The 21,334-nt window shown below is 40.6% G+C and carries 21 protein-coding genes, 2 pseudogenes and 1 riboswitch; of the genes and pseudogenes, 6 read left to right on the plus strand and 17 right to left on the minus strand.

Going from position 1 to position 21,334, the window contains the following annotated elements; genetic code table 11:
- Positions 1-61: 61 nt before the first annotated feature.
- The 3 genes from DW720_RS10270 to DW720_RS10280 all read right to left on the minus strand — a co-directional run bounded on the left by DW720_RS10270 (position 62) and on the right by DW720_RS10280 (position 4,834).
- A complete protein-coding gene (locus DW720_RS10270; protein WP_118743135.1) occupies positions 62-2,206 on the minus strand; it encodes an ATP-binding protein in 2,145 nt (714 codons plus the stop codon).
- 146 nt (positions 2,207-2,352) lie between these two features.
- Positions 2,353-4,197 carry an ABC transporter substrate-binding protein gene (locus DW720_RS10275; RefSeq protein WP_118570313.1) on the minus strand — a complete coding sequence of 615 codons (1,845 nt, stop codon included), beginning with the start codon at positions 4,195-4,197 and terminating at the stop codon, positions 2,353-2,355.
- Between the two features lie 94 nt (positions 4,198-4,291).
- Positions 4,292-4,367: riboswitch (cyclic di-GMP riboswitch) on the minus strand.
- A gap of 134 nt (positions 4,368-4,501) precedes the next feature.
- Positions 4,502-4,834, minus strand: a complete 333-nt coding sequence (locus DW720_RS10280; RefSeq protein ID WP_182427992.1) for a helix-turn-helix transcriptional regulator — start codon at positions 4,832-4,834, stop codon at positions 4,502-4,504.
- Positions 4,835-5,419: 585 nt separating this feature from the next.
- Between DW720_RS10280 and DW720_RS10285 the strand changes: the two genes are divergently transcribed.
- On the plus strand, positions 5,420-7,342 hold the full coding sequence (locus DW720_RS10285) for an ATP-binding protein (protein WP_118743134.1): 1,923 nt from the start codon (positions 5,420-5,422) through the stop codon (positions 7,340-7,342).
- A 373-nt stretch (positions 7,343-7,715) separates the two neighbouring features.
- Here the strand turns inward: DW720_RS10285 and DW720_RS10295 are convergent, their stop codons facing one another.
- The gene (locus tag DW720_RS10295) at positions 7,716-8,156 is read right to left on the minus strand and encodes a MerR family transcriptional regulator (protein ID WP_118523259.1); all 441 of its coding nucleotides are present in this window, start codon (positions 8,154-8,156) and stop codon (positions 7,716-7,718) included.
- Positions 8,157-8,275: 119 nt separating this feature from the next.
- On the opposite strand from DW720_RS10295, the gene DW720_RS10300 reads away from it, so the two are divergent.
- A complete protein-coding gene (locus DW720_RS10300) occupies positions 8,276-8,986 on the plus strand; it encodes a flavodoxin (RefSeq protein WP_118467160.1) in 711 nt (236 codons plus the stop codon).
- 15 nt (positions 8,987-9,001) lie between these two features.
- Complete coding sequence (locus DW720_RS10305) at positions 9,002-9,973, plus strand: alpha/beta hydrolase (protein WP_118743133.1); 972 nt, start codon at positions 9,002-9,004, stop codon at positions 9,971-9,973.
- Positions 9,974-10,030: 57 nt separating this feature from the next.
- On the opposite strand, the gene DW720_RS10310 is transcribed toward DW720_RS10305, so the two are convergent.
- The 13 genes and pseudogenes from DW720_RS10310 to rhuM all read right to left on the minus strand — a co-directional run.
- Positions 10,031-10,228: a hypothetical protein gene (locus DW720_RS10310; RefSeq protein WP_005335835.1), complete on the minus strand. Its 198-nt coding sequence runs from the start codon at positions 10,226-10,228 to the stop codon at positions 10,031-10,033.
- 247 nt (positions 10,229-10,475) lie between these two features.
- A complete protein-coding gene (locus DW720_RS10320; protein WP_044930255.1) occupies positions 10,476-11,852 on the minus strand; it encodes a virulence-associated E family protein in 1,377 nt (458 codons plus the stop codon).
- Positions 11,764-12,402, minus strand: coding sequence for a CHC2 zinc finger domain-containing protein (locus DW720_RS10325; RefSeq protein ID WP_008371567.1), 639 nt, complete (start codon positions 12,400-12,402; stop codon positions 11,764-11,766). Before DW720_RS10325 ends, DW720_RS10320 begins: the two co-directional genes overlap by 89 nt.
- A 63-nt stretch (positions 12,403-12,465) precedes the next feature.
- Positions 12,466-14,001 carry a serine/arginine repetitive matrix protein 2 gene (locus DW720_RS10330; RefSeq protein WP_182428006.1) on the minus strand — a complete coding sequence of 512 codons (1,536 nt, stop codon included), beginning with the start codon at positions 13,999-14,001 and terminating at the stop codon, positions 12,466-12,468.
- A gap of 84 nt (positions 14,002-14,085) precedes the next feature.
- Entirely contained in the window at positions 14,086-14,835 is a 750-nt protein-coding gene (locus tag DW720_RS10335) for a hypothetical protein (protein WP_118749595.1), read from the minus strand.
- Positions 14,836-15,151: 316 nt separating this feature from the next.
- The gene (locus DW720_RS10340; protein WP_003023134.1) at positions 15,152-15,598 is read right to left on the minus strand and encodes a hypothetical protein; all 447 of its coding nucleotides are present in this window, start codon (positions 15,596-15,598) and stop codon (positions 15,152-15,154) included.
- A gap of 28 nt (positions 15,599-15,626) precedes the next feature.
- Positions 15,627-16,007 (minus strand): hypothetical protein, encoded by a 381-nt coding sequence (locus DW720_RS10345; RefSeq protein ID WP_003023131.1) that lies wholly within the window; start codon positions 16,005-16,007, stop codon positions 15,627-15,629.
- A 294-nt stretch (positions 16,008-16,301) separates the two neighbouring features.
- Positions 16,302-16,871 (minus strand): DUF6560 family protein, encoded by a 570-nt coding sequence (locus tag DW720_RS10350; RefSeq protein ID WP_118743272.1) that lies wholly within the window; start codon positions 16,869-16,871, stop codon positions 16,302-16,304.
- A 265-nt stretch (positions 16,872-17,136) separates the two neighbouring features.
- The gene (locus tag DW720_RS10355) at positions 17,137-17,427 is read right to left on the minus strand and encodes a hypothetical protein (protein ID WP_007488503.1); all 291 of its coding nucleotides are present in this window, start codon (positions 17,425-17,427) and stop codon (positions 17,137-17,139) included.
- Positions 17,405-17,653 carry a ferredoxin gene (locus tag DW720_RS10360; RefSeq protein WP_117567278.1) on the minus strand — a complete coding sequence of 83 codons (249 nt, stop codon included), beginning with the start codon at positions 17,651-17,653 and terminating at the stop codon, positions 17,405-17,407. The genes DW720_RS10355 and DW720_RS10360 overlap by 23 nt, the downstream gene beginning before the upstream one ends.
- A 109-nt stretch (positions 17,654-17,762) precedes the next feature.
- Complete coding sequence (locus tag DW720_RS10365; protein WP_117567280.1) at positions 17,763-18,146, minus strand: TnpV protein; 384 nt, start codon at positions 18,144-18,146, stop codon at positions 17,763-17,765.
- A complete protein-coding gene (locus DW720_RS10370) occupies positions 18,143-20,065 on the minus strand; it encodes a recombinase family protein (protein WP_118749596.1) in 1,923 nt (640 codons plus the stop codon). The genes DW720_RS10365 and DW720_RS10370 overlap by 4 nt, the downstream gene beginning before the upstream one ends.
- A gap of 86 nt (positions 20,066-20,151) precedes the next feature.
- A pseudogene (gene rhuM, locus DW720_RS10375) lies at positions 20,152-20,361 on the minus strand (RhuM family protein); the annotation flags it as partial.
- A gap of 1 nt (position 20,362) precedes the next feature.
- Between rhuM and DW720_RS15615 the strand changes: the two are divergent.
- The 3 genes and pseudogenes from DW720_RS15615 to DW720_RS10385 all read left to right on the plus strand — a co-directional run bounded on the left by DW720_RS15615 (position 20,363) and on the right by DW720_RS10385 (position 21,217).
- On the plus strand, positions 20,363-20,581 hold the full coding sequence (locus tag DW720_RS15615; protein WP_147341928.1) for a hypothetical protein: 219 nt from the start codon (positions 20,363-20,365) through the stop codon (positions 20,579-20,581).
- A gap of 85 nt (positions 20,582-20,666) precedes the next feature.
- On the plus strand, positions 20,667-20,939 hold the full coding sequence (locus DW720_RS10380) for a type II toxin-antitoxin system RelB/DinJ family antitoxin (protein ID WP_118743009.1): 273 nt from the start codon (positions 20,667-20,669) through the stop codon (positions 20,937-20,939).
- A pseudogene (locus tag DW720_RS10385) lies at positions 20,936-21,217 on the plus strand (type II toxin-antitoxin system YafQ family toxin). Before DW720_RS10380 ends, DW720_RS10385 begins: the two are co-directional and overlap by 4 nt.
- Positions 21,218-21,334: the final 117 nt, after the last annotated feature.

Consider the following 21,334-nt stretch of genomic DNA (forward strand, 5'->3'; position numbering starts at 1 on the left):
TCCTGGTCAACCTCCTGGTTTAATAAAATTGCACTGTCGCATCAAATCCATTTGTCACTGTTCAGTGACCTGCGGTTCGGTACCCCCCCCCACCAGATTTTATGCTTCTGATCGTCTTTTCCAGCACCTTCATCTCAACCGGTTTTGAAATATGTGCATTCATACCGGCTGCCAAAGAATTCTGAATGTCCTCCGAGAATGCATTGGCAGACATTGCAATGATTGGAATCTTCTTTGCCGCTTCATGGGAGCTTCTGCGGATTGCCTTCGTTGCATCATAACCATTCATAACAGGCATCTGCACATCCATCAGAATCATGTCATAATCACCTGGAGCAGACTGTTCAAATGCTTCCAAAATCTCTTCGCCATTTTCACAAATGGTACATTCCGCACCTTCAATTTTTAACAGTTCTATCAGGATCTCCGCGTTCAACTCATTATCCTCTGCACACAGGAATTTCATTCCCTGCAGAATATTTCCATCCTGCTCATCTGTTTCTTCTTGTGCCGCCAGAGCAACCGTTCTATCCTCTGCAATTTTCAGATCCAAGAGAACCTCAAAACAGCTTCCCTGTCCCAATTCACTCTCCACATCAATGGTACCTCCCATTGCCTCAACCAGATTCTTAGTAATCGCCATTCCAAGTCCGGTTCCCTGTATTTTATTTGTAAGGGAACTTTCCGCACGGGTAAACGCATCAAAAATTGTATCCTTGAAATCTGCCGACATTCCCATACCATTATCGCTAACTAAGAAACGGTACTTTGCATAGACAGATGACTTTGTCTCACATTCTTCTACAAAGAACTGAATTTCCCCACCTTCCTGGGTATACTTCACTGCATTGGAAAGCAGGTTGCTGAAAATCTGCATCAGGTGAACCTGATCCGCATTCACCCACTCATGCTGAATATTTTCTTTTATGATTGTAAGGGTCTGCTGCTTTTCATATATTTGAGTATGAAATATAGTGTCAAGTTCCTGTACAAGATCCAGAATAGAAAAGTCAGAATACTTGAAGACTGTTTTTCCTGCCTCAATCTTGCTCATATCCAGAACATCATTGATAATTCCTAACAGGTGCTGTGATGAAATGTCTATTTTTTCTGCATACTCTATAACTTTTGCTTTATTACCTGCATCATGTCTGATCAAAGATGTGATACCAATGATTGCATTCATAGGTGTACGAATATCATGTGACATATTAGACAGGAAATCCGTTTTCGCCTTATTTGCATTTTCAGCTGTCTGCAAAGCCTCTGTTGCAACGTTCTTTGCCTTTTTCAGTTTTTGATTGACTACTTCCATTTCCTTCATTGTTTGTAAATGAAGTTCATTATTTCTTTTTTCATATTCTGCTTTTTGATCTGCAAGACTAAGTCTGGAAATACTGTAGAATAATCCGGCAAAAAGTAAAAATATATAACCTGCCATGAGTATTGTTGTAAACAACACCGTTTTCTGGTAATCCCTCAGCACATTGTCAACAACTCCCCTTTCCACAATACATACCAAAATGGTGTTGTTGCTTTCTATCGGGCAATACCCCAGATAATAGGGGTTCTGTTTTCCCAAAAGTGCAACTCCGGATTCTCTGTTATCAAACTTCTTTTTGAACAAATCAGCCTCTTCTTCTGTAATAGCCTGTTCTCCTTTTAAATGTTTTAACAGAGAATAATTACGCAGGTATTTATCACCACTCTGGTTCGTATATGTAATATTTCCGTCATTATCCAGCATGAACAAATATGCTTTCCCGTCATAACCTTTCAGTTTTAACATGGAATCCAGTTTCGAATGATCAAACACAGCTCCAATTGCCGTATAAGTTTCCCCATTGATGGTATATTCCTGACATGGAATCGCAACCAGATAACCGTCTTTTTTCTTCTGAGCATAATCAAGACGCACCAGTTTTCCAATATTGTATCCGTTCTTTAAATCCAGCAGAAGTTTACTTGGCATATCAATCCGCATTTTTGTTCCACCTGCTGATATTGCCTGACCATTTTCCTGAAGGAATATAAGTGTACTTTTCAATTCTTTTTCCCATGCTTCAAAGAAACTTTTGTTCACATCCGTTTCAAGAGACAGCTCCCTCTCATGAAGTAAAAATTCCTCAACCAACTGCAGCTGGCTGTAGTACCCACTCACTTGAAGATCATAGGTCTGCTGCATCTGTTCAACAACAGCTCCCATACTGCTTTTTCCATTTTCACTGATATACTTGCTAGACTTACTTATAAGATACTTTATACAAACTACGCTTAAAAGAATAATAAGTAGTATAAGCAACAGCCTTGTTATTTTTTTTCTTTTATTTACCGTTTGTTCTATCTCCACTTTTACTGTTCAACCTCTATATAATCTTCCGGTGCTGACGGCTGCTGTCCTTTTGACATTGCTTCGATCCATGCACTTGATAATGTTGTATCTTTAAGCTGCTCAATCTCACATTTCGGATTTATTTTTTTCAAAACAGACATTGTGGTGTCTGTAAGAAGAATCGAGTATTCCTTTTCTTTGTCTATTTTCTTATCATTAACTGTCAAGTCCTTTAATGAAAATCCACTTTCCTCTTGATTGACGATCATTTTCATACCGGATGCAATTGGTAATTCGTATTTATTGGTTACATAAAAATTCTCATCCGCATCGGTGAAATAATTTTCCACGAGTTCACAAACCTGTTTACCACTAATTTTTGTAAAATATAATGCTGTATCTGAACTCTTTGCTGTCATCATGCCAACCCGGCTATTGGTGCATTCTCCTTTATATATAGAAGAAGTGAAATAATAATATGGTGCCAGAGCCAGCTGTGCATCATTTTCTTCTCTGATCGTAGTTAAAATGGAAGATGCTGCATCACGGCCATTTCTATCGTTCAGTGAAATGGAATATTCATTTTCAAAATTCACCGTTGCTTTTTCTTCTGGAGCTTTACGATTCATTACACTGCGCAAAGTATCATAAGCCTGCGTTTCATCCATTTCCCCTGACAGTAATCCGTGAACAGCCTCAAGACTTGCATCAAATGATTTTTGAGCGGAATATCGGATATAAACAGCATTATTTTTAATTTCCTCTTCCAGTCCAGGTACATCCTGCATCATGGTTGGAACGTCTGTATTCAATGAAATAACACCGCTTCCATCCGCAATCAGCTTTTGCCCCTCTTCTGAAATCATACAATCCAGCACATCCAGTGCAGTATCCAGTTTCTCCCGGTCTTTTTCCAGGTTTTTGTTAAATGCAATGTTTAATGACGGAGTCATGTACACATAGGATTCATCCGATGTCTGTGAAAAGTAAGGAATACGGAGCAGCTCCGCATCCATCTGTTTCTGCAGCTGCTGCATAACCGTCGGATGTCCATGAAACATTGCTGATTTTCCCTCGACAAACATCTGGGTTCCTGTATTGATGTCAATATTGATATCTTCTTTGCCAAAATGCGAGTCCTTAAGAAACTGACTGGTTTCTGAAAAAATACGTTTCCATAATATATCATCAAACTTCACTTCATCCGCTGCAGTCTCTGCACCGTTTCGCCATTCAATACCATCCAGGCTTGTAAACTCACCGATTGCCGCCGCCTGGATGATTTCATTATTAGACCAGTCTTCCCCAAGATCCATGGAATACGGTTTTATGCCCTTATCATAAAACTGCTGACAGGCCTGTACATATTCCTCATAATTTTCTGGAATCTTTACGCCATACTGATCAAACAGTGTTTTGTTGGCAATGATCGTCTGAGGAATACCACAGATTGGCAGCCACTGGATTTCATCCTCCGCATTCTTATAATATTGCACCGCATAGGAATAATACTTAGAAACAACATCATAAGAAGCAAAATCCATAAGATAAGGCTGTAAGTCCTGTGCATCTGTTCCGGAAAATCGACGTACTGTTATGATATCCGGTAATTCATCATGTTCTTTAAAATAACTGTATAAATCGGTATCATTGTTCCCAATAATAAATTCAATATCCTGATCAGGAAACTGTTCATGGATATAGGGTGCAATATTTTTCATCAAACGATTTTCCCACAGATAAACGGTAAGATGATCATCATTTTTAGATACTTCTTTCTTTGACTGTCCACATCCAGACAAGACAGCAGTTGCTACAAGTACACCTGACACCACTGCTATCAGACAATGTTTTGCCTTTTTCATACTTTACCTCTTTCTTTCCTGATAAAGTCATTATAGTTACGCCTATGAAATAACACCACAAAAAAGCACTGTCAGACAGACAGTGCACCTCATTTTATGCAACTGGCTGCCATTTTACAGGCCCTGTAGCTTTGCGTCCCAGACTTTCATCTGGTTTGCCGATTTCCTTATTATAGCTTTTAAACTTATGCAAAAAACTGGTTTTATTATACTATAGCGCTCTACTGTACACAAGAAAAACATTACCGTTTTAACACCTGAAAACAAAAAAAGAACAGCCGATATATATACTCGAACTGTTCTTCTACTTCCGAAGTCCACGAAGCATTGACATTACTGTTTCCTGCTCATTTGCATTCAGATTGTTCCATATCCCTAGAACTTCTTTCTGTTTTTCTGTCAGATTCTCTGAATTACCTTCCTGAAAAAACTGCGATAATGTCACGCCCAAAGCTGCACATATTTTTTCAAGTGTGATCAGCGACGGCAGGTTTTCCTGCGCCATGATCCTTCCCAGTGACGACTGGGAAATTCCCGACAGCTGCGATAATCTGTATTTACTGATATCACGCTTTTCACATAAAGATGTTATTTTATCCGCAATATACTTCTCTACCTGCAAGTAACTATACCTCATTTCCGCTATTACATGTTCTTATTGTACCTGTAATAATGAAAAAATATTAGTAATCAACTTTGCAAGTATTTATCCCCATCATGGGAAGTATACGGATAAAAAAATATAAAGATACTTTCGTTTCCGCAAAAGTCATTTTCGCTTATATCATTTTTATAATAACACAGACAGTTATGTTTGTCACATAAAAGTTTGAAACCCCAAACAAAAAAATAAACCTTCTCATACCGCAAAGCCGCATATCCACGGATAAATCCCCATCCCAGAGGGATCACCCTTCTGATGAATATAAAGGCTATTCGCAGATGGCTACGCAATCTGACATGGATGCCTTTTCACAGAAAGTTCACAGCTCATATAATGACACTATATTGACGTGACACGAGTATGTGAGTATACTGTAAGCCATGTGGAGGTTGTGCGTATGTCAGCAACAAATCTGAACATCCGAACGGATAAGGAAACAATTAAAGGATAAATCTGAAAAGCGAATCAGCTGATGGAAAAATGCACGCTCTGCAGATGCGGTATTTACATCAGCCCCTTCCACATATTTCTATGAAATAAAAAGTGGAGTCAAATTGAATGAAAACACAAGCAGACAAGAAGTCAGTCAAAGACATCCAAGAGTTAAAGCAGAGATTTACCAAGTTTTCCATAGGTTTATTTGCAATTTTGACGCTTTCAATCACATTGTTGGCATCAGCATATACATATATTCTGCAAAAATCGTATACAGATATCGCCCTTGAAACGGAACTCAAACGTGATATGGAAAATGCAGATGCAATTCATAAATTGGTAAATAAAAAAATCGGAAGAGAAGAATTTGCCACGCTCCGCCATCAATCTGATGAAAATACAGAAATGTATCACGAGGTTTCCTCGTTTCTAAATGAAATTCGAACGCTGAATTCAACCAGATATTTATACACCGCCACCCGAAATGAAGAAAACAGGCTGATCTATGTGGTGGACGGTCTGGATCCCAACGCAGGAGATGTCAGACATCCGGGAGACTATATTGAGGATGAAATGATTCCGTATATTAACAAGGCTCTTTCAGGAGAAACGGTGTATTCGCAGAACATTGTTGATACGACATGGGGTCCTATTTTCACAGCCTGTTATCCTATAACGGGCGATTCGGATGAAATAGTTGGTGCTTTATGCATTGAAATGGATATGCAGTCTGTGAATGGGCTTGTAGAGCGAACAAGAAGAGCATCCGTTTATGTTGGAGCTATGGCAGGATGTGTGCTGTTTTTGCTTTGTGCTGTCTGCTTTATCGGCTACAAAAGAAAAAGAGAAGATGAAATTGAACAGACGATTTTGTTGCGCGAGGCTGCGGAAAAAGCAGAGACCGCAAACAGAGCAAAATCATCCTTCTTACTTAACATGTCACATGATATTCGATCACCTATGAATGCTATTATCGGATTTACGGACATTGCACTGAACCAGACAAATGTATCTGAAATTCACGATAGTCTGCAAAAGGTAAAAATAAGTTCAGAGCATCTGCTGTTGTTATTGAATAATGTACTGGATCTTAGCCGTATCGAGAACGGAAAGGTAAGCTTCTCACCTGAGCCGGAGAATTTGCCTGTCCTAATAGATAATGTGATTGCTATCGTGGATGGACTCCTACTGAATCGTGATTTAACATTTGAGATACATCGCAACATCCCCAAAGAACTTTATGTTCTGACGGATGCAACAAAAATTCGTGAGATATTGACGAATCTTCTGAGCAATTCGGTCAAGTTTACAAAAGATGGCGGAACGATTACTTTTGAAATTAGTATCAAACCGGGCATAGACGAACGGCATATTGTAAGCAGTTATGCGGTAAAAGACAATGGCATTGGTATGAGTGAAGAATTTCAAAAAAGGCTGTTTGAACCCTTTTCACAGGAGGATAACGGCGCACGAACCCATTATGCCGGAACGGGGCTTGGAATGGCAATTTCCAAGCAATATGTAGAACTGATGGGCGGTACAATTACGGTTCACAGCAAGAAAGGGTGTGGTTCGTCTTTTACAGTAGAAATTCCTATGGAACTTGCAGACCCAAAACAGATACCTGAGCTGAATCTGATACAGAATGTCAGCCTTAATGGAGTAAAGGTTCTTCTCGCAGAAGATAATGAGCTGAATGCGGAATTGGCAATCACGCTGCTCGAAGAAGCAGGTATGCATGTAACTCGTGCAGTAGACGGACAGGACGCAGTTGCTTGTTTTGCCAACAATCCAGCAGACACATATGATGTGATTCTAATGGATGTCCTGATGCCTAAAATGAATGGGCATCAGGCGGCAAGGGCAATTCGTGCAATGAGCAAGGAGCGCCCAGACGCTGCGAAAATTCCAATCATCGCACAATCTGCAAATGCTTTCAAGGAAGATGTACAGGCATCCTTGGATTCTGGAATGAACGGACACATTTCAAAGCCATTCAATATAGATGCAGTGACCACTGCAATAAAACAAAATATAAAGAGATAGAAGATTGAGCAACAATCCGCTAACTATCAGAGCATCGTTCAAGGGTTATTTGGACGGTGCTTTTTCTATACCCATTTTGCAGAGAGGTGGTGCGCTATTTCATAAAGCAGCAGCCCGCACACCTGGAAGCTTTCGACGAAGCCCTGGTAAAGCGCTGGCTTGAGCGGATCATTGTCTGGGAGGACCACTTCACTGTGGAGCTTAAGTCCGGACTGAAAATTGATATTGGAGGGTAATCCCGTAAATGCACGAAACCCTCTCGACCATGATGGCCGGGAGGGCATTTTCTATATCCACAAACTAAAACTTCATTCCATTTGAATACTAATAATGCCGTATATTTGTCTCTAAAGGGCAAATATGCAGCATTTCTTTATTCTTTATGTGCGTGATCGTACATCTTTTGAATATCCTCCGGCAACTTATCCGGTATCATACTATGTACCCGATCTTCGTTGCCATCCTGCATGGCTTGTTCATAATACCAGCGCTTGAATTTAATCATATCCAACACACGACTTAAATGTTCAATTTCAGCTTCCACTGTTTTCTTTTGCTTCTCAAACAGTTCTTTTCGTTGAGGATAAGTAGCTACTCCCTCCACACACCAGTCCATAAACTGTTTAATATCCTTGATTTCCAGACCGGAGCGTTTCAGGCACTCAATTACACGTAATGTTTCAATCTCTTTCTCACTGAATTTACGGATGCCGGAAATTCTTTCCATTCCCGGAAAAAGCCCCTGCTTGTCATAATAGCGCAAAGTTGAAATCGGAAGTCCAAACATTTCCGAAACCTGTCCAATCGTATACATGTATGCCTCCACAAAAAGTTAACAAATTTATTTTGCAAACCTCTTGACCTAAAGTTAGGTTTAGGTTTTATCATTAGTATAGCAGTTATACAGAAAGATTGCAATGGCTAACATGGATTATGAAAAAAGTTATATCGTTGTTACTCATACTTTTCATGTGTTTTGCCTTATCTGCCTGCAATAGCAGTCAAAATGCCGAAACAACAGAAACTACCGGGTATACCGTTTCAGAAGAAAGTAATGCCGCAAAAGAAGAAAGTAGCAGCACACAACAAGATGAGAATGGAGATACAGAGACTATGAAAGTTCTAGTAGCATACTTTTCCCGCACTGGTGAAAATTATGGTGTCGGGCATATTGAAAAAGGAAACACTCACATAATAGCAGATATGATTGCAGAACAGGTCGATGCTGACCTATTCGAAATCAGCACCGTTGTGCCATATCCCGATGAATACGAAGCTTGTACAGAAACCGCAAGGCAGGAGCAGGAAGAAGATGCTCGTCCCGAACTGTCAGCTACCGTGGAAAGCATGGAAGATTATGATGTTATCTTTCTCGGTTACCCGATTTGGTGGAGCGACATGCCGATGGCAGTCTACACATTTCTTGAGAGTTATGATTTTTCGGGAAAGACAATCATTCCGTTCTGTACCCACGAAGGCAGTGGTCTTTCTTCCACCGACAGCAGCATTGCTGAAATCTGCACAGGTGCAGATGTTTTGGATGGATTAGAAATAAGAGGTTCTGTGGCACAAAATTCGCAGGATGAAGCATTAACAGCAGTTACAGACTGGCTTGATAAAATTGAAATTTTAGACGAGAACTAAGGAGATATTACCATCATGGAAAAATTAAATTTAACACAAGAATGGGACAAGGTGTTCCCGAAAAGCGACAAGGTGGATCACAAAAAAGTGACTTTCCATAACCGCTACGGCATCACACTGGCGGCGGATATGTACACGCCAAAAAGTGTGGTGGGCAAGCTTCCCGCTATTGCCGTCAGCGGTCCGTTCGGTGCGGTCAAGGAGCAATCCTCCGGTCTATATGCTCAAAAAATGGCAGAGTACGGATTTTTGACCGTTGCTTTTGACCCGTCCTTTACAGGCGAAAGCGGTGGTAGTCCTCGTTATGTGGCTTCTCCGGACATCAATACGGAAGATTTCTGTGCGGCTGTGGATTTTTTGTCCGTACAGGAGAATGTTGACACAGACAGAATTGGTATCATCGGTATCTGCGGCTGGGGCGGTATGGCAATCAACGCTGCTGCACAGGACACCCGTATCAAAGCAACTGCGGCAATGACCATGTACGATATGACCCGTGTAAATGCCAACGGTTATTTTGACAATGAAAACACACCCGAGGCTCGTTTCGCCAAAAAACTGGCAATGAATACCCAGCGTACTGAGGATTATAAAAATGGCAGTTATGCCCTTGCAGGCGGTGTCATCGATCCTTTGCCGGACAATGCCCCACAGTTTGTAAAAGATTATTATGCTTACTATAAAACCGAGCGTGGTTATCATCCTCGTTCTCTTAATTCCAACAACGGATGGAATGTGACCTCTCCTCTGTCCTTTATGAATATGCCAATTTTGCAGTATGCCGCTGAAATTCGGTCTGCGGTTCTACTGGTACATGGAGAAAAAGCGCATTCCCGTTACTTCAGTGAGGGAGCTTATGAAAAAATGGCCGGAGATAATAAAGAACTGCTTATCATTCCGGGAGCGAGCCATGTTGATCTTTATGACAATTTAGATGTCATTCCTTTTGAAAAGCTGAACAGCTTTTTTAATATGCATCTTAAATAAGGATAGAAAAATCTGAAAGCTTTTGTCAAGGGGGTGCGTGGATATTTTTCATATTACTTACGCAGATTCTCTCTCTGCTTCTGCCTGAATAATGCGTTTCAACCTGTCCTCCGCAGTCAAACCGCTACTATGGTCAAAAAACACTTTGACTTTATAATTTGTTTTGCCTTGCTTAATCACAAAAACTCCATCCGGTTTGTTTTTCTCCGAATGGTTATTTGGGGTGGGTAGTGTACTGTTCACAATATTTGTCATACGATATTCCTCCTTGAATGAAAAAGCCCGACAAGGAAAGGTCTGACAACGAAGTTCCGACAACGGACATCAGAAAACCTTTTTTCTTTATCGGGCGATACTATCTTTTTACTATTTCCTTTTTCTTTATAATATTGGTTGTCATGGTTGTCAGAGAGGGAAAAGTGCCGCAATATCAAGGCTTTCGGGATTTTTGCCCGACAACCAGACCGACAACCGGCTCGACAACCGAAGCGACAACGGGCTTTTATTTTTGCTTCAACCATTCTTCCGGAAGTCCTAACTGTTCCATTTCCTCTGTCGGGATTTCTTGAAAACCATCCATGCTGTTGTCAGGCTCGTTGTCATTCCTGATACGCTCCCAGCCCTTTTGTCGGCGGTAAGGCTCTGGAAAATACCTCGGATTGCTGAACGCCCTCCAGCCTGTGACAGCGTTATTCATAATGTCGTTGATCTCTCGCAGCTCCCATTGTTTCGGTTCGTCATAATCATGCCCCAGTGCTTCCTTGTAAAGCTGCTTAGAGCAGACTATGCTGCCGGAATAGCGTTCCAAATAGTCTAAAATCTGTCCTGCCTTTGTGTCCTCCGGCATAAAGTCCTTTTGGTGGGCTTTCAGATAAGCGTTCATAGCCGGACTGAATCTCAGACGGAAATTGCCACTTCTGTAAATCTCCATAGCTTCTGCCCACATCTGATTGATATACTCTCTGGAAGCCTGTTCATCTGCCAAAATATGAACCTCAGCCCTTTCAGGATAGACCATAACCGGAACGAAGCGGCGGTTGCCTGTTCGGTCAAGGGGAAGAAAGTCAAGGGTATTAGAAGAACCTCCAAACACACATTGTCTTTTTCTGTCTGCCGGATGTGTTTCATAGGGTATCTTATAGGTTTCCTTTTGGCGGCTCAGAAAGGACTTGATTTCTTCAATGCTCTTAGCGTTGGCGGTTGCAATCATTTCCGACATTTCAATAATCCAATGCCCCTGCATTTTGCGGTACACATTTTCATCATCCAGCTTTTTCAAGTCATCAGAGAACCAGTCATCATTGACCGCAAGCAAACGGAAGAAAGAGGACTTTCCGGCTCCCTGACCGCCCACAAGACAGAGCATAACCTCAAATTTGCACCCCGGCTTAAAAGCTCGTGAGATAGCACCCAGCAGAAACAACTTCAATGCTTCATAGGTGTAATCATCTGTATCAGAACCGAGAAAGCGGTGCAGACAGAAGCGTATGCGTTCTGTTCCGTCCCATTGCAAGGCATTGAGAAAATCACAGACAGGGTGGTAACGATTTTCATTGGCAATAACCGCAACTGCGTCTATGATTTTCTTCTCTACGGTCAATCCATAGTTTTCTTCAAAATATAGGAGCAGATATTTCACATCCACATCCGTCAATGTCGGGCTGTCACGATACCAACCGAGGGGCTTCACAATGTCGATTCTTTCGGTCAGAAGATTTTTTCGGATAGCCCCTTTCAAAAGTGGGTCATATTGCAGAACACGCTTATAATTTGCGGCAGTATTATAAACCTTACCTTTCTCGCTCTGCTCTAAGCTGTTTCGGATTTCTTCTACTGTGCATGGTTCTGTCTGCTGACAGTTCTGCAATTCGCTGTTCAAGTTTTAACACCTCCTTTCTCTGTTCTGCCACAAGTGCTTTTCGTTCCTCCAATGAACCATACAGAAGAATATCAAGTAGATATTCGATATAGTTCTTCTTATACAGTGCTTCTGCAAACAGGGGATTCCATTCCTCATCCGGCTGTTTAGGAGCGTATTTCTTTTCCCATTCTCTAAGAAGATGAAAATAATCCGTCAGCACCTTGTAGCAATGATTTTCTTCTTTTTGATACTTCTGTTCCGGTGTCGGCTCACGAATACGAGGGCGAATACTGGGCTTTTGTCGGCTGTCATAGTTAAGACCAAAATCTTCAGCAAGTTTGACAGCAGCTTCCCTCAGCCCGATACCGAATAGCTTCGCTGTCAGATCAACAGCGTCTCCAGTTGCTCCGCAGCCAAAACAGTAATAGCGTTCATCCAGCTTCATACTGGGGGACTTATCCGAGTGAAACGGACAGCACGCCATACCAGTGCGACCCACTTTCAAGCCATAGGCTTCTGCGGCTTGTCGGGCAGTAACATTTTCTTTTACAACTTCAAATACATTCATGTGACTCCTTTCCAGAAACGAAAAAAAGCACCTGTCATTTTCAAAACGAAAATAGCAAGTGCCTTAAAGTTCCATATCCTGTTTTTTGCTTTTCGCCGGAATTGTCCGGCTGACTTCACGCTCTGCCATTTCCTTCTTCTTGCGGCTCAACTGCTCTATAATGGAACTTTTGGCTTTCTTCTTGATTTGCTCCGTTCCGGCTTTTTTGACCTCCGGTTTCATCAGCGTAGTTTGGATTTTCTGAATAGTTGATTTCATAGCATTTGTGATTCTGCCAATCACGCCATCCAATCGTTTCACTGCATACTCAACTTCTTTCTTTGAAGCCTTACGCTCAGGGGAGAGAACCCACGCCTTAGACTGCTCCACCAGCTTAATATCCTCCTTGTGCGTTTCCAGTTTTACAGTATCAGCAACGACCTCAACCGCCTTGTCATAGGCAATATCGGCAACCTCGTCCACCAAAGCTTCCACATCTTCAATCTTCATCGTGAGTTCTTCCAACTTTTGCTCCTGTGCTGCCAGTTGCTCCTTTTGCTTGAAAAGAATATAGTCCTGTTTTTCCAGATATGCACGACCACCATATTCCGGTTCTTCTTCCAGTTGTAAGCCATGCTTTTTCGCCACATCAAACAGCAGCACTCGGCAAGCTGAATCGAAAGTCATCTTGCGGTTGTTTTTTCTTCCGACTGGCTTCTCCGGTTCCGGCAGTTCAAACCCCAATGCTTCCAAAGCCTTTTCCTGTTGTGGGGCAATCTCTCCATATTGATTTTCACAGTCGAACACATGACGCTCGTGAATATGAGGGGTGCTTTCATCCAAGTGCAGCGCCCAATTCAGGATATGGACATGAGAGCCGAAACGCTCATTTGCGATTTCCATAAATTCTGTGACGATCTCAATGAGCAATTCCGGCGGAACATGATTGTCAAGCGTTCCAATCTGATAGACCGTTTCCTCTGGACAGGTCTTTTTGCTTTTGAGTAAATCTCCAGTTTCCTTATTTCTTTCAGGGTGTCGGTTCTTCACATTTCTTTCATTCTGTCCTGTTACAAAATCATGATACCGCTGACGATAAAAAAGCTGTTCCACATCTTCAAAAGTGGCAGACAGCTCATTTTCCTTTTCGGGATTTTTGAAATTGCGAAAGCCATTGTAACAGTCCCAATAGAGATTTTGTTTGGCTCGTTCTTCGTCAATGTGTTCGCTGTTGGCAATGTCAAAACTGCGGTCATTGTGCTTCGGGTTATAAACGCCATTCTTTCCGGCTCGTCCATTGTGTCTTGTTAATTTCACATGAGTTCCTCCTTTTCTTTTTGATTTCCCCGACAGGGGAGAAGGGCAGCGAAGCTGATTCCTTGCGGCTTTCTGCGTCAAGTAATACCCAGTATTAAGTGGCGAAGCGCCACTTAACTGGGCAAGGCTGCCGCCCTTGACCTGCACAGGGGTATTGCATTCCCTGTACCCATGCACAAAGGGTTGCACCCTCTGTACTCCCGCCCGAACAAACTGACTTCGCCCCGTCCCAAGCTCTGTCAGTTCCTTCGGTTTTACAAAACAGTCCACCGGACTATTTTGCAAAAAGAAAAACCGACGCATGATCGCTTTACGCTCAATACATCGGTTTCTTCATCTGACCTTGACGGTCATATTCAGTTGTGGCAGATTAGCCAATTTAAAAAATTACTCTGGCACATCTACTGAATAACTTAGATTGTTTCCTCTCTTGTCGCTCTTTAAATCATCATAATACCATAGATACATCGTTCTGTCATATACATTGATTTCAATAACACCATCTGGCTTTTGACCTTCTACTTCTAATGAGTAAATTTCCTTATCATGTGCATAGCCAAAAACAAATCTGGTATCTGGATAATTTGGATTCAAGTCCTGTTGAAAATCACTTAATTTTAAAGATGAACGAATTAGTTCTGTAATATCAGATATAAGAATGCTATCCGCTTTAGTTGTAACCGGTGTAGCATTCATAAATGCATATTGTACACTTGCTTCCTCCACCTGTTTTTTGCAGCGTGCCATCACAAAACCTTGAACGGGATTGTTATCACTTCCTGCTCGATAGAAAATCGTATCATACTGTTTGCCATTCCATATATGCAATATTTCATCAACATGATTAAGAAAATCTTCTGGAACAGAAAATTCTTCATTTTCAGCATTCAAAGGAGAATTCAAAATAGCTTCTTCGACAGAACTATAATATATGAGTTCAGAATCCTTTTTATCGTAATCACTCAAATTGAATTCGACATATGCATTGTCTTTATTGTCATCTTCCGGAACATAAGTATAGCGACCATTTTCAATATGGTCATCATAATCAACAAACAGTCCAATACATATCAGCGCTGCAAAAATCAAAAAAACTATTCCTACAATGATTAGCAATATTTTCAAAAATTTTTTCATACAAAAGTCCACCTTCTTGCTTCATTTCAGTAAATTATATCATACCGATATGAACAATTCAATTCACGCTCTATCAAGTAGTTTTTTACTTACCTATAACGCACATTTCCGCAAAATCCATAGTCTCCGATACTTTCCTCACAGGCGATATACAGTCGGAATTCTGTCAGCTCATGAAATAAGAAAAACCGACGCATGATCGCTTTACGCTCAATACATCGGTTTCTTTATCTGACCTTGACGGTCATATTCAGTTGTGGCAGATTACAGGTAATCTACAAATTTCCCAAAACAAAATAGGATATTTATTTTTATTCTATTCAACTACATACCCATATTCTGTGTGTGGTAAATACCTTACAGTTATCTTATCTCCTAAATCGCTACCTGTTCCCCAATATTTTAATGAATGTTCTTCTCCAGTTTTCTCATCTCTAATATGTATTCTTCTTTCACTATTAGAGTTTTCTCCTGACATTGCACCTTGTGTAACTTCTCCGGTAACTTCAACTAAATTGTTAGATAGTAAATAAGGTATATCCAAGCAACAAGGAACAGTTATAAATATACCGAGAATCAATAACCCAACAACTGCCATCACATTGATTATTTTTTCCCATTTTTGATATTTTATTTTTTCTTCTTCATTGACAGCCTTTCGTTTTATAAACTTCCCATTTTTCTTTCTATGCAAAACATACATAATTAAGACTATAAATGATACTATAATCACTCCAAAAGTTCTAAACATCAATAATGCCATAAATTTGTACTCCTTTCAAAGCGACACGCTATTTATTAACAGCTTTATCAGCTAATCTTTTATCTCCCCATGGCGTTTTCAGCATAGGCTCATTATCAATAATTCCTGCTCTTAAAATTTCAAGGGGTTTTTCTAATTGTAAGATGTTTTTATTATCTATAATAATAGCAGTTTGAAATTCCTCAAAACTTTCAAAAACTCTGTCTTGAAATATAAAAGATATATTTTCTTTACATTCCTCTGCGTTAGCAGGTAAAACACAGGAACCCATCACATATTTTTTCTCATTATAGGAAAACTCAATAAGAGTAAAAGCCATATCATTATCATAATCAGACTTGATAATTTCCATTAGATCTTTTGCTTCAATAATGAGCGTTGGCTTTTCATTTTTCTTAAAACCAAACATGAATAACACCTCCAAGAATTAACTTTATCTTATTTTTCATTATACTTCATCAACTTAACGAATGAAAGAAAAAATTTGTGTGCAGAGTTCCTGTTCAAGCCTTGTAACGCGCATTTATGCAAAATCCATAGTCACCGATACTTTCCTCACGGGTGATATACAGTCGGAATTCTGTCAGCTCATGAAATAAGAAAAACCGACGCATGATCGCTTTACGCTCAATACATCGGTTTCTTCATCTGACCTTGACGGTCATATTCAGTTGTCTAACATCGTACTGTTATAAAATCTATGTCATTTACGATTTTTCTTATGCTGATTTGCCCAGTAAGATTTTACAGGGATTCTTCTTCTTTTTATGTCCTCCATAAATTCTTCTTTGTCAATATTACTATCAATGGTAAATAATTTTTCTCCATTTACATATACACGCATAGAACCTTTCTTTCTCTCGCAATAGGTAATATCTTCAAAGTGAAAAGTTCTCTTTCTGCCAAAAGTTGAACGCCATGTGATTTCATCTTCATCCACTTCCAGTTTCCACATAATCATATTCAATGAGCCTATAAAAAACACAACAAATGCAATGCCAAATACCAAGGGAGGAAATATATCATCCTGTTGGATAGCACTTGCTACAGTACAACCTCCTGTAAATAAAATTCCAAAAACAAATATAATAGTCAATGTTTTCTCTGTTTTTATTGTATAATGCGTTCTAATTATTCCCTTTTTCTGTTCTTCCTCTCGTTCTTTAGCTCTCTTTTGTTGAAGATTTACAAGATATTTCCAAAGAAGAAGTACAACTAAATAGGGGCCTATTTGTGTAATTATATTCAAACACATTCGTAAAAAATCATTCATTTTTTGCCCTCCATAGTTCCAGCTATATAAAAATGATTGTTTGAAATCGAGTATTAAAAACCTCAATTTTTCATATCTCATTATACTTCATCAACTTAAAGAATGGAAGAAAAAATTTTGTGTACAGAGTTCCTGTTCAAGCCTTGTAACGCACATTTCCGCAAAATCTATAGTCCCCGATACTTTCCTCATAGGCGATAGGCAACGGTCAAAACATCAGGTCTGTACCTGACATTTTAACCGCATATCAGTCCTGATTATCACATTATCCCTGCTGACTGTTCAGCCCATGCTTTTTCGCATATTCGCTGGCTTTCTGTCTGCGTTCCTCACTGTAAGGCGGCAGGAAGCGGATAGACAGACGGGACTTTGCCAGCTCATAAGAAACACCGCCTTGAACATTGGATTTTTCCAGTCTGCAAAGGTCAGGGTACTTCTTAGCAAAAGCAGCCAACCTCTTTTTCAATCCGGCGTTGTGGGTGTAGATATTTGCCTTGTCCTCGCCCTCATTAAAGAGAACGATTGTTTCTTTCTCAATCTTCGTAAGTCTCGCCATAACAGCCCTCCCTATGGTTTTTCAACACACGCAGCTTGCAGTAAAAGCAGCGATACCACCTTTCAACACCCTCAGCACTCAGCTTGACGGAAAGCATATAAAACAGCTTCTTCGCCACTGGATCGGGTGCAAGGGCAGCTACCATACGCAAACGCTCGACGGTTACTTTCAGGTTCGGACAGCCAAAGGCATAAAGGGCTTCCATTTCATTCCGGTTCATCTTCATTGTGTTTTCCTCCTTAAAGTTTGATAAATGAAAAGCGACAGACACTTCATAAGGAAATACCTGTCGCTTCGTTGACGATATAAAATTGTTGGTTTTAGACTTGATAAAATCAGCAGTAAATCATTTCCTGTCTGATGATTTCTTCGGCTCGGTTACGGATAGAGTTCATGGACTGTACCCACAACATCTGATTGTCTGCTTTCATGGTTTCGGTCACGCCCTCGGCTTTTTTCATCTGCTCAATGATAAGGCTGCACCTTTCCGCTGCCTGTTCGTTCAGGTCAGCAAGGTAAGTATGCAGTTCGCCGGATAAACAGAGGGCAGAGAACCTTGCAGGGCGGTACTGCTCCAAATATGTCCTGTGCAGTCTGCCCCACATACCGATAGGGCGGTGTTCCTCCGGCAGCTTCAAGTCCGGCACATAGTAATCGCCCACAAGAACATAGTCCAGACCGTTACATTCATCATGGATTCGTGGTTTCAATTCTGTCATGCTATTTTTTCTCCTTTCACTTTTTGCCGATTTGATTTGCTTGTGGCGTTCTGTTCAACACACACATTGCTATCAGAACTTTTTTCTTCTGCTATACGCTCATGCTCCGCAAATTCTTTTGATTTCTCACGAATCTTTTTCATATACTTACGATTGGATTCTCGTTTTCTGCGAAGTCGTTCCGCCTCTTTTTCAGCAGCAATCCTTTCTTCCTCGGTTGGTTCATGCTGCTCCACAGGTACTTGAAATTGCCCGACATAGTTAAGATATATCTCCACCTCTGTGGTGCGGTCTGCACCTTTGCCTTGTGGCTCGTGAACCAGTATTTTGTCGATAAATTCATTTATCATGGCAGGAGTAAGTTCTGTAATGTTCTCATACTTTTTAACCAGCTTTAGAAAACGCTCCACATTATTTTGACCGCCTATAATCCGTTGCATATCAGCGGTGTCAGTCTCAATAATCTTGTTTAGCTCTTTCTGCTCATTTTCATAATCAGTAAGCATACTCTGAAAAAGTCTGTCCGGCAATCTTCCAATCACATTATCTTCATAGATTTTCCTGATAAGCATATCCAGTTCGTGAACTCGCTTCTGATTTCTTTCAATGCGGTTTTTTACAGTTTCAGAAACAGCAATATCTTTCATCGCCGATTCTTCTTGCAGAGAATAGACAAACTCCTGCTCATTCAAAGAAACATAATGGCAAGTCTCTTGTATGGTTTTCAGAATGATGCTTTTAAGTGCTTTTGTTGAAATATGGTGGCAAGTACAGTGCCGATCATACTTCTGATAAGCAAGATTATAAGTGGAACATTCATAACAATCTGCCGGATTTGAATGGCTTATCCGCTTTTCGCCTTTGGTAGTATAGTATATTCTTTCACGCCCTTTTCGTTGCCTGTGATTATACATCGGCGCACCACAGTCAGCACAGTAAATCTTTCCGGTTAGAACATTAGGCTCGCCCATAGGATCTGCTTTTCTTACATTCTGTCTTAACTTTTGAGCAAGCAGCCATGTTTCTTCATCAACAATAGGCTCTTGTGTATCATCAAAAACCACCCAATCTTCCTTATTTGCCCTTTTCACTTTTTTGTCCTTATAGGAATTTTTGAATGTCCTGAAGTTGACAGTCTTTCCGATATACTCTGGTCGGGCAATCAGAGTAGTAACCTGATTTCCTCGCCACATATATGGATTTTCTTTGTCATAGTTGCTTGCATGATTTCCAAGTCCCTTTTTGCCAAGATAATAAGATGGTCTTTCAATTTTTTCTTCTGAAAGTTCTCTTGCTATCTGATAAGGTCCTTTTCCCTCAATAGTCATACGATAAATTCTGCGGACTACTTCAGCAGCTTCTTCATCAATAATCCAATGGTCGGGGTTTTCTGGGTCTTTCAAATAGCCGTATGGTGGGATATTACTTGTATGAGCGTTGCCGGAAGAACCTCTGGATTTCAGTACAGCTTTAATTTTCTTACTTGTGTCCCTAACAAACCACTCATTCATGATATTCAGAAAAGGGGCAAACTCACTGGTTTCTTGACGGTCACTGTCAATACCATTATTGATTGCTATAAATCGAACTTCCTTTTCTCTAAACAGAATGTCAGTGAAAAAACCTACTTGCAGATGATCTCTGCCAATTCTGGACATATCTTTGCAGATACAGGTAGTGATTTCTCCGTTTTTAACACCTTCAACAAGTCTGTTCCATGAAGGTCTGTCAAAGGTCGCTCCACTCCAACCATCATCGGTAAAATGAACAAGATTCGTAAAACCATGTTTCATAGCATAATCTTCAAGCATTTGCTTTTGATGAACTATACTGTTACTCTCTCCAGCATTATCATCATCACGAGACAGTCTTTCATACAAAGCAGTAATGCCATTGCTTCTATTTTTTTTTCTTCTCATGCTGAACTCCTTTCTTCAATTCCTATCCACTCCTTACGCTCACAAAATATCACATCAGTGTATAGGATAGGAGGAATGGAACATGGAATACGCTCTAACTGCTCGTCGAAATACTTCTCTGTCAGATACGTTCCTCGTTTCAGCCGTTCATCATCCATCACCCAGCCTTTTATGGTGTAGTCCTTGGCGATCTGGTTTACCCATTTACGAAACTGTACGGCACGCTCGGAATTGACCTTGAAGCCTACGGCAATGATCATTTGAAGGTTATAGTGTTTGGTATCGCGTGTGACCTGAATGTCCAGACGGATATGGAGTCTAAAAAAACTTCACGCAACTGACCGCCCGATGACCACACCATTGTTTCTGCTTCGCTGCGTACAGCTCGGCATCTCCATCCGGGATCTTGACTTACTCACAATCGGAATGGTGAACGACATGTACGCGGAAAGCAGCAATGATGAGTACAAAGCCTATTCGCAGATTGCTACGCAGAAGGACTTCGATGCATTTTAACAGAAAATTCACAGCTTGTATAATGACATTGTGTTGACATCACCCGAATTTCTGCATATACTATACTTGAATGGAGGTGTTCTGTATGGCAACAACTAATTTAAATATTCGTACAGACAAGGCAATCAAGGATCAGGCGGAGGAAATCTTCAATGAGCTTGGTCTGAATATGACAACTGCTGTAAATATATTCCTGAGAACCGCTATCCGTGAGCATGGTATTCCTTTTGAATTAAAACTGGAAGTACCGAATGATACCACAGCCGCTGCTATTGAGGACGGCAGAAAAATGATGAAGGATCCTTCTACTCCGCATTATTCCAGTATGGATGCGCTTAAGGCAGCTCTCGATGTATGAAATACGACATTTAGTTTACCAATCAGTTTAAAAAGGATTTGAAGCTTGCCAAAAAGCAAAATAAAAATCTTGATAAGCTGTTTGAGGTAATCGATATTCTGGCGAATGGCGGTATGCTGGAAGCAAAATACAGAGATCATGATCTTACAGGCAACTATAAAGGCACGCGTGAATGTCACATCGAACCAGACCGGCTGCTTATTTATGAGATTCGTGGAGAAGTTCTTCTTTTGATGCTTTATCGCCTTGGTTCACATTCTGAGCTGTTTAAGAAATAATCCCAAAATCGGAAGTTGTAGGAGGAAATTTTTAATGAATATAACGGTTTATCTTGGGGCAAATGAAGGAAATGACCCATGCTTACGAAAAGCAGTTGAGGAATTGGGGGCATGGAT

Origin of the sequence: Clostridium sp. AM27-28, assembly GCF_003480955.1 — a bacterium.
Taxonomy (GTDB): Bacteria; Bacillota; Clostridia; order Lachnospirales; family Lachnospiraceae; genus Otoolea; species Otoolea fessa.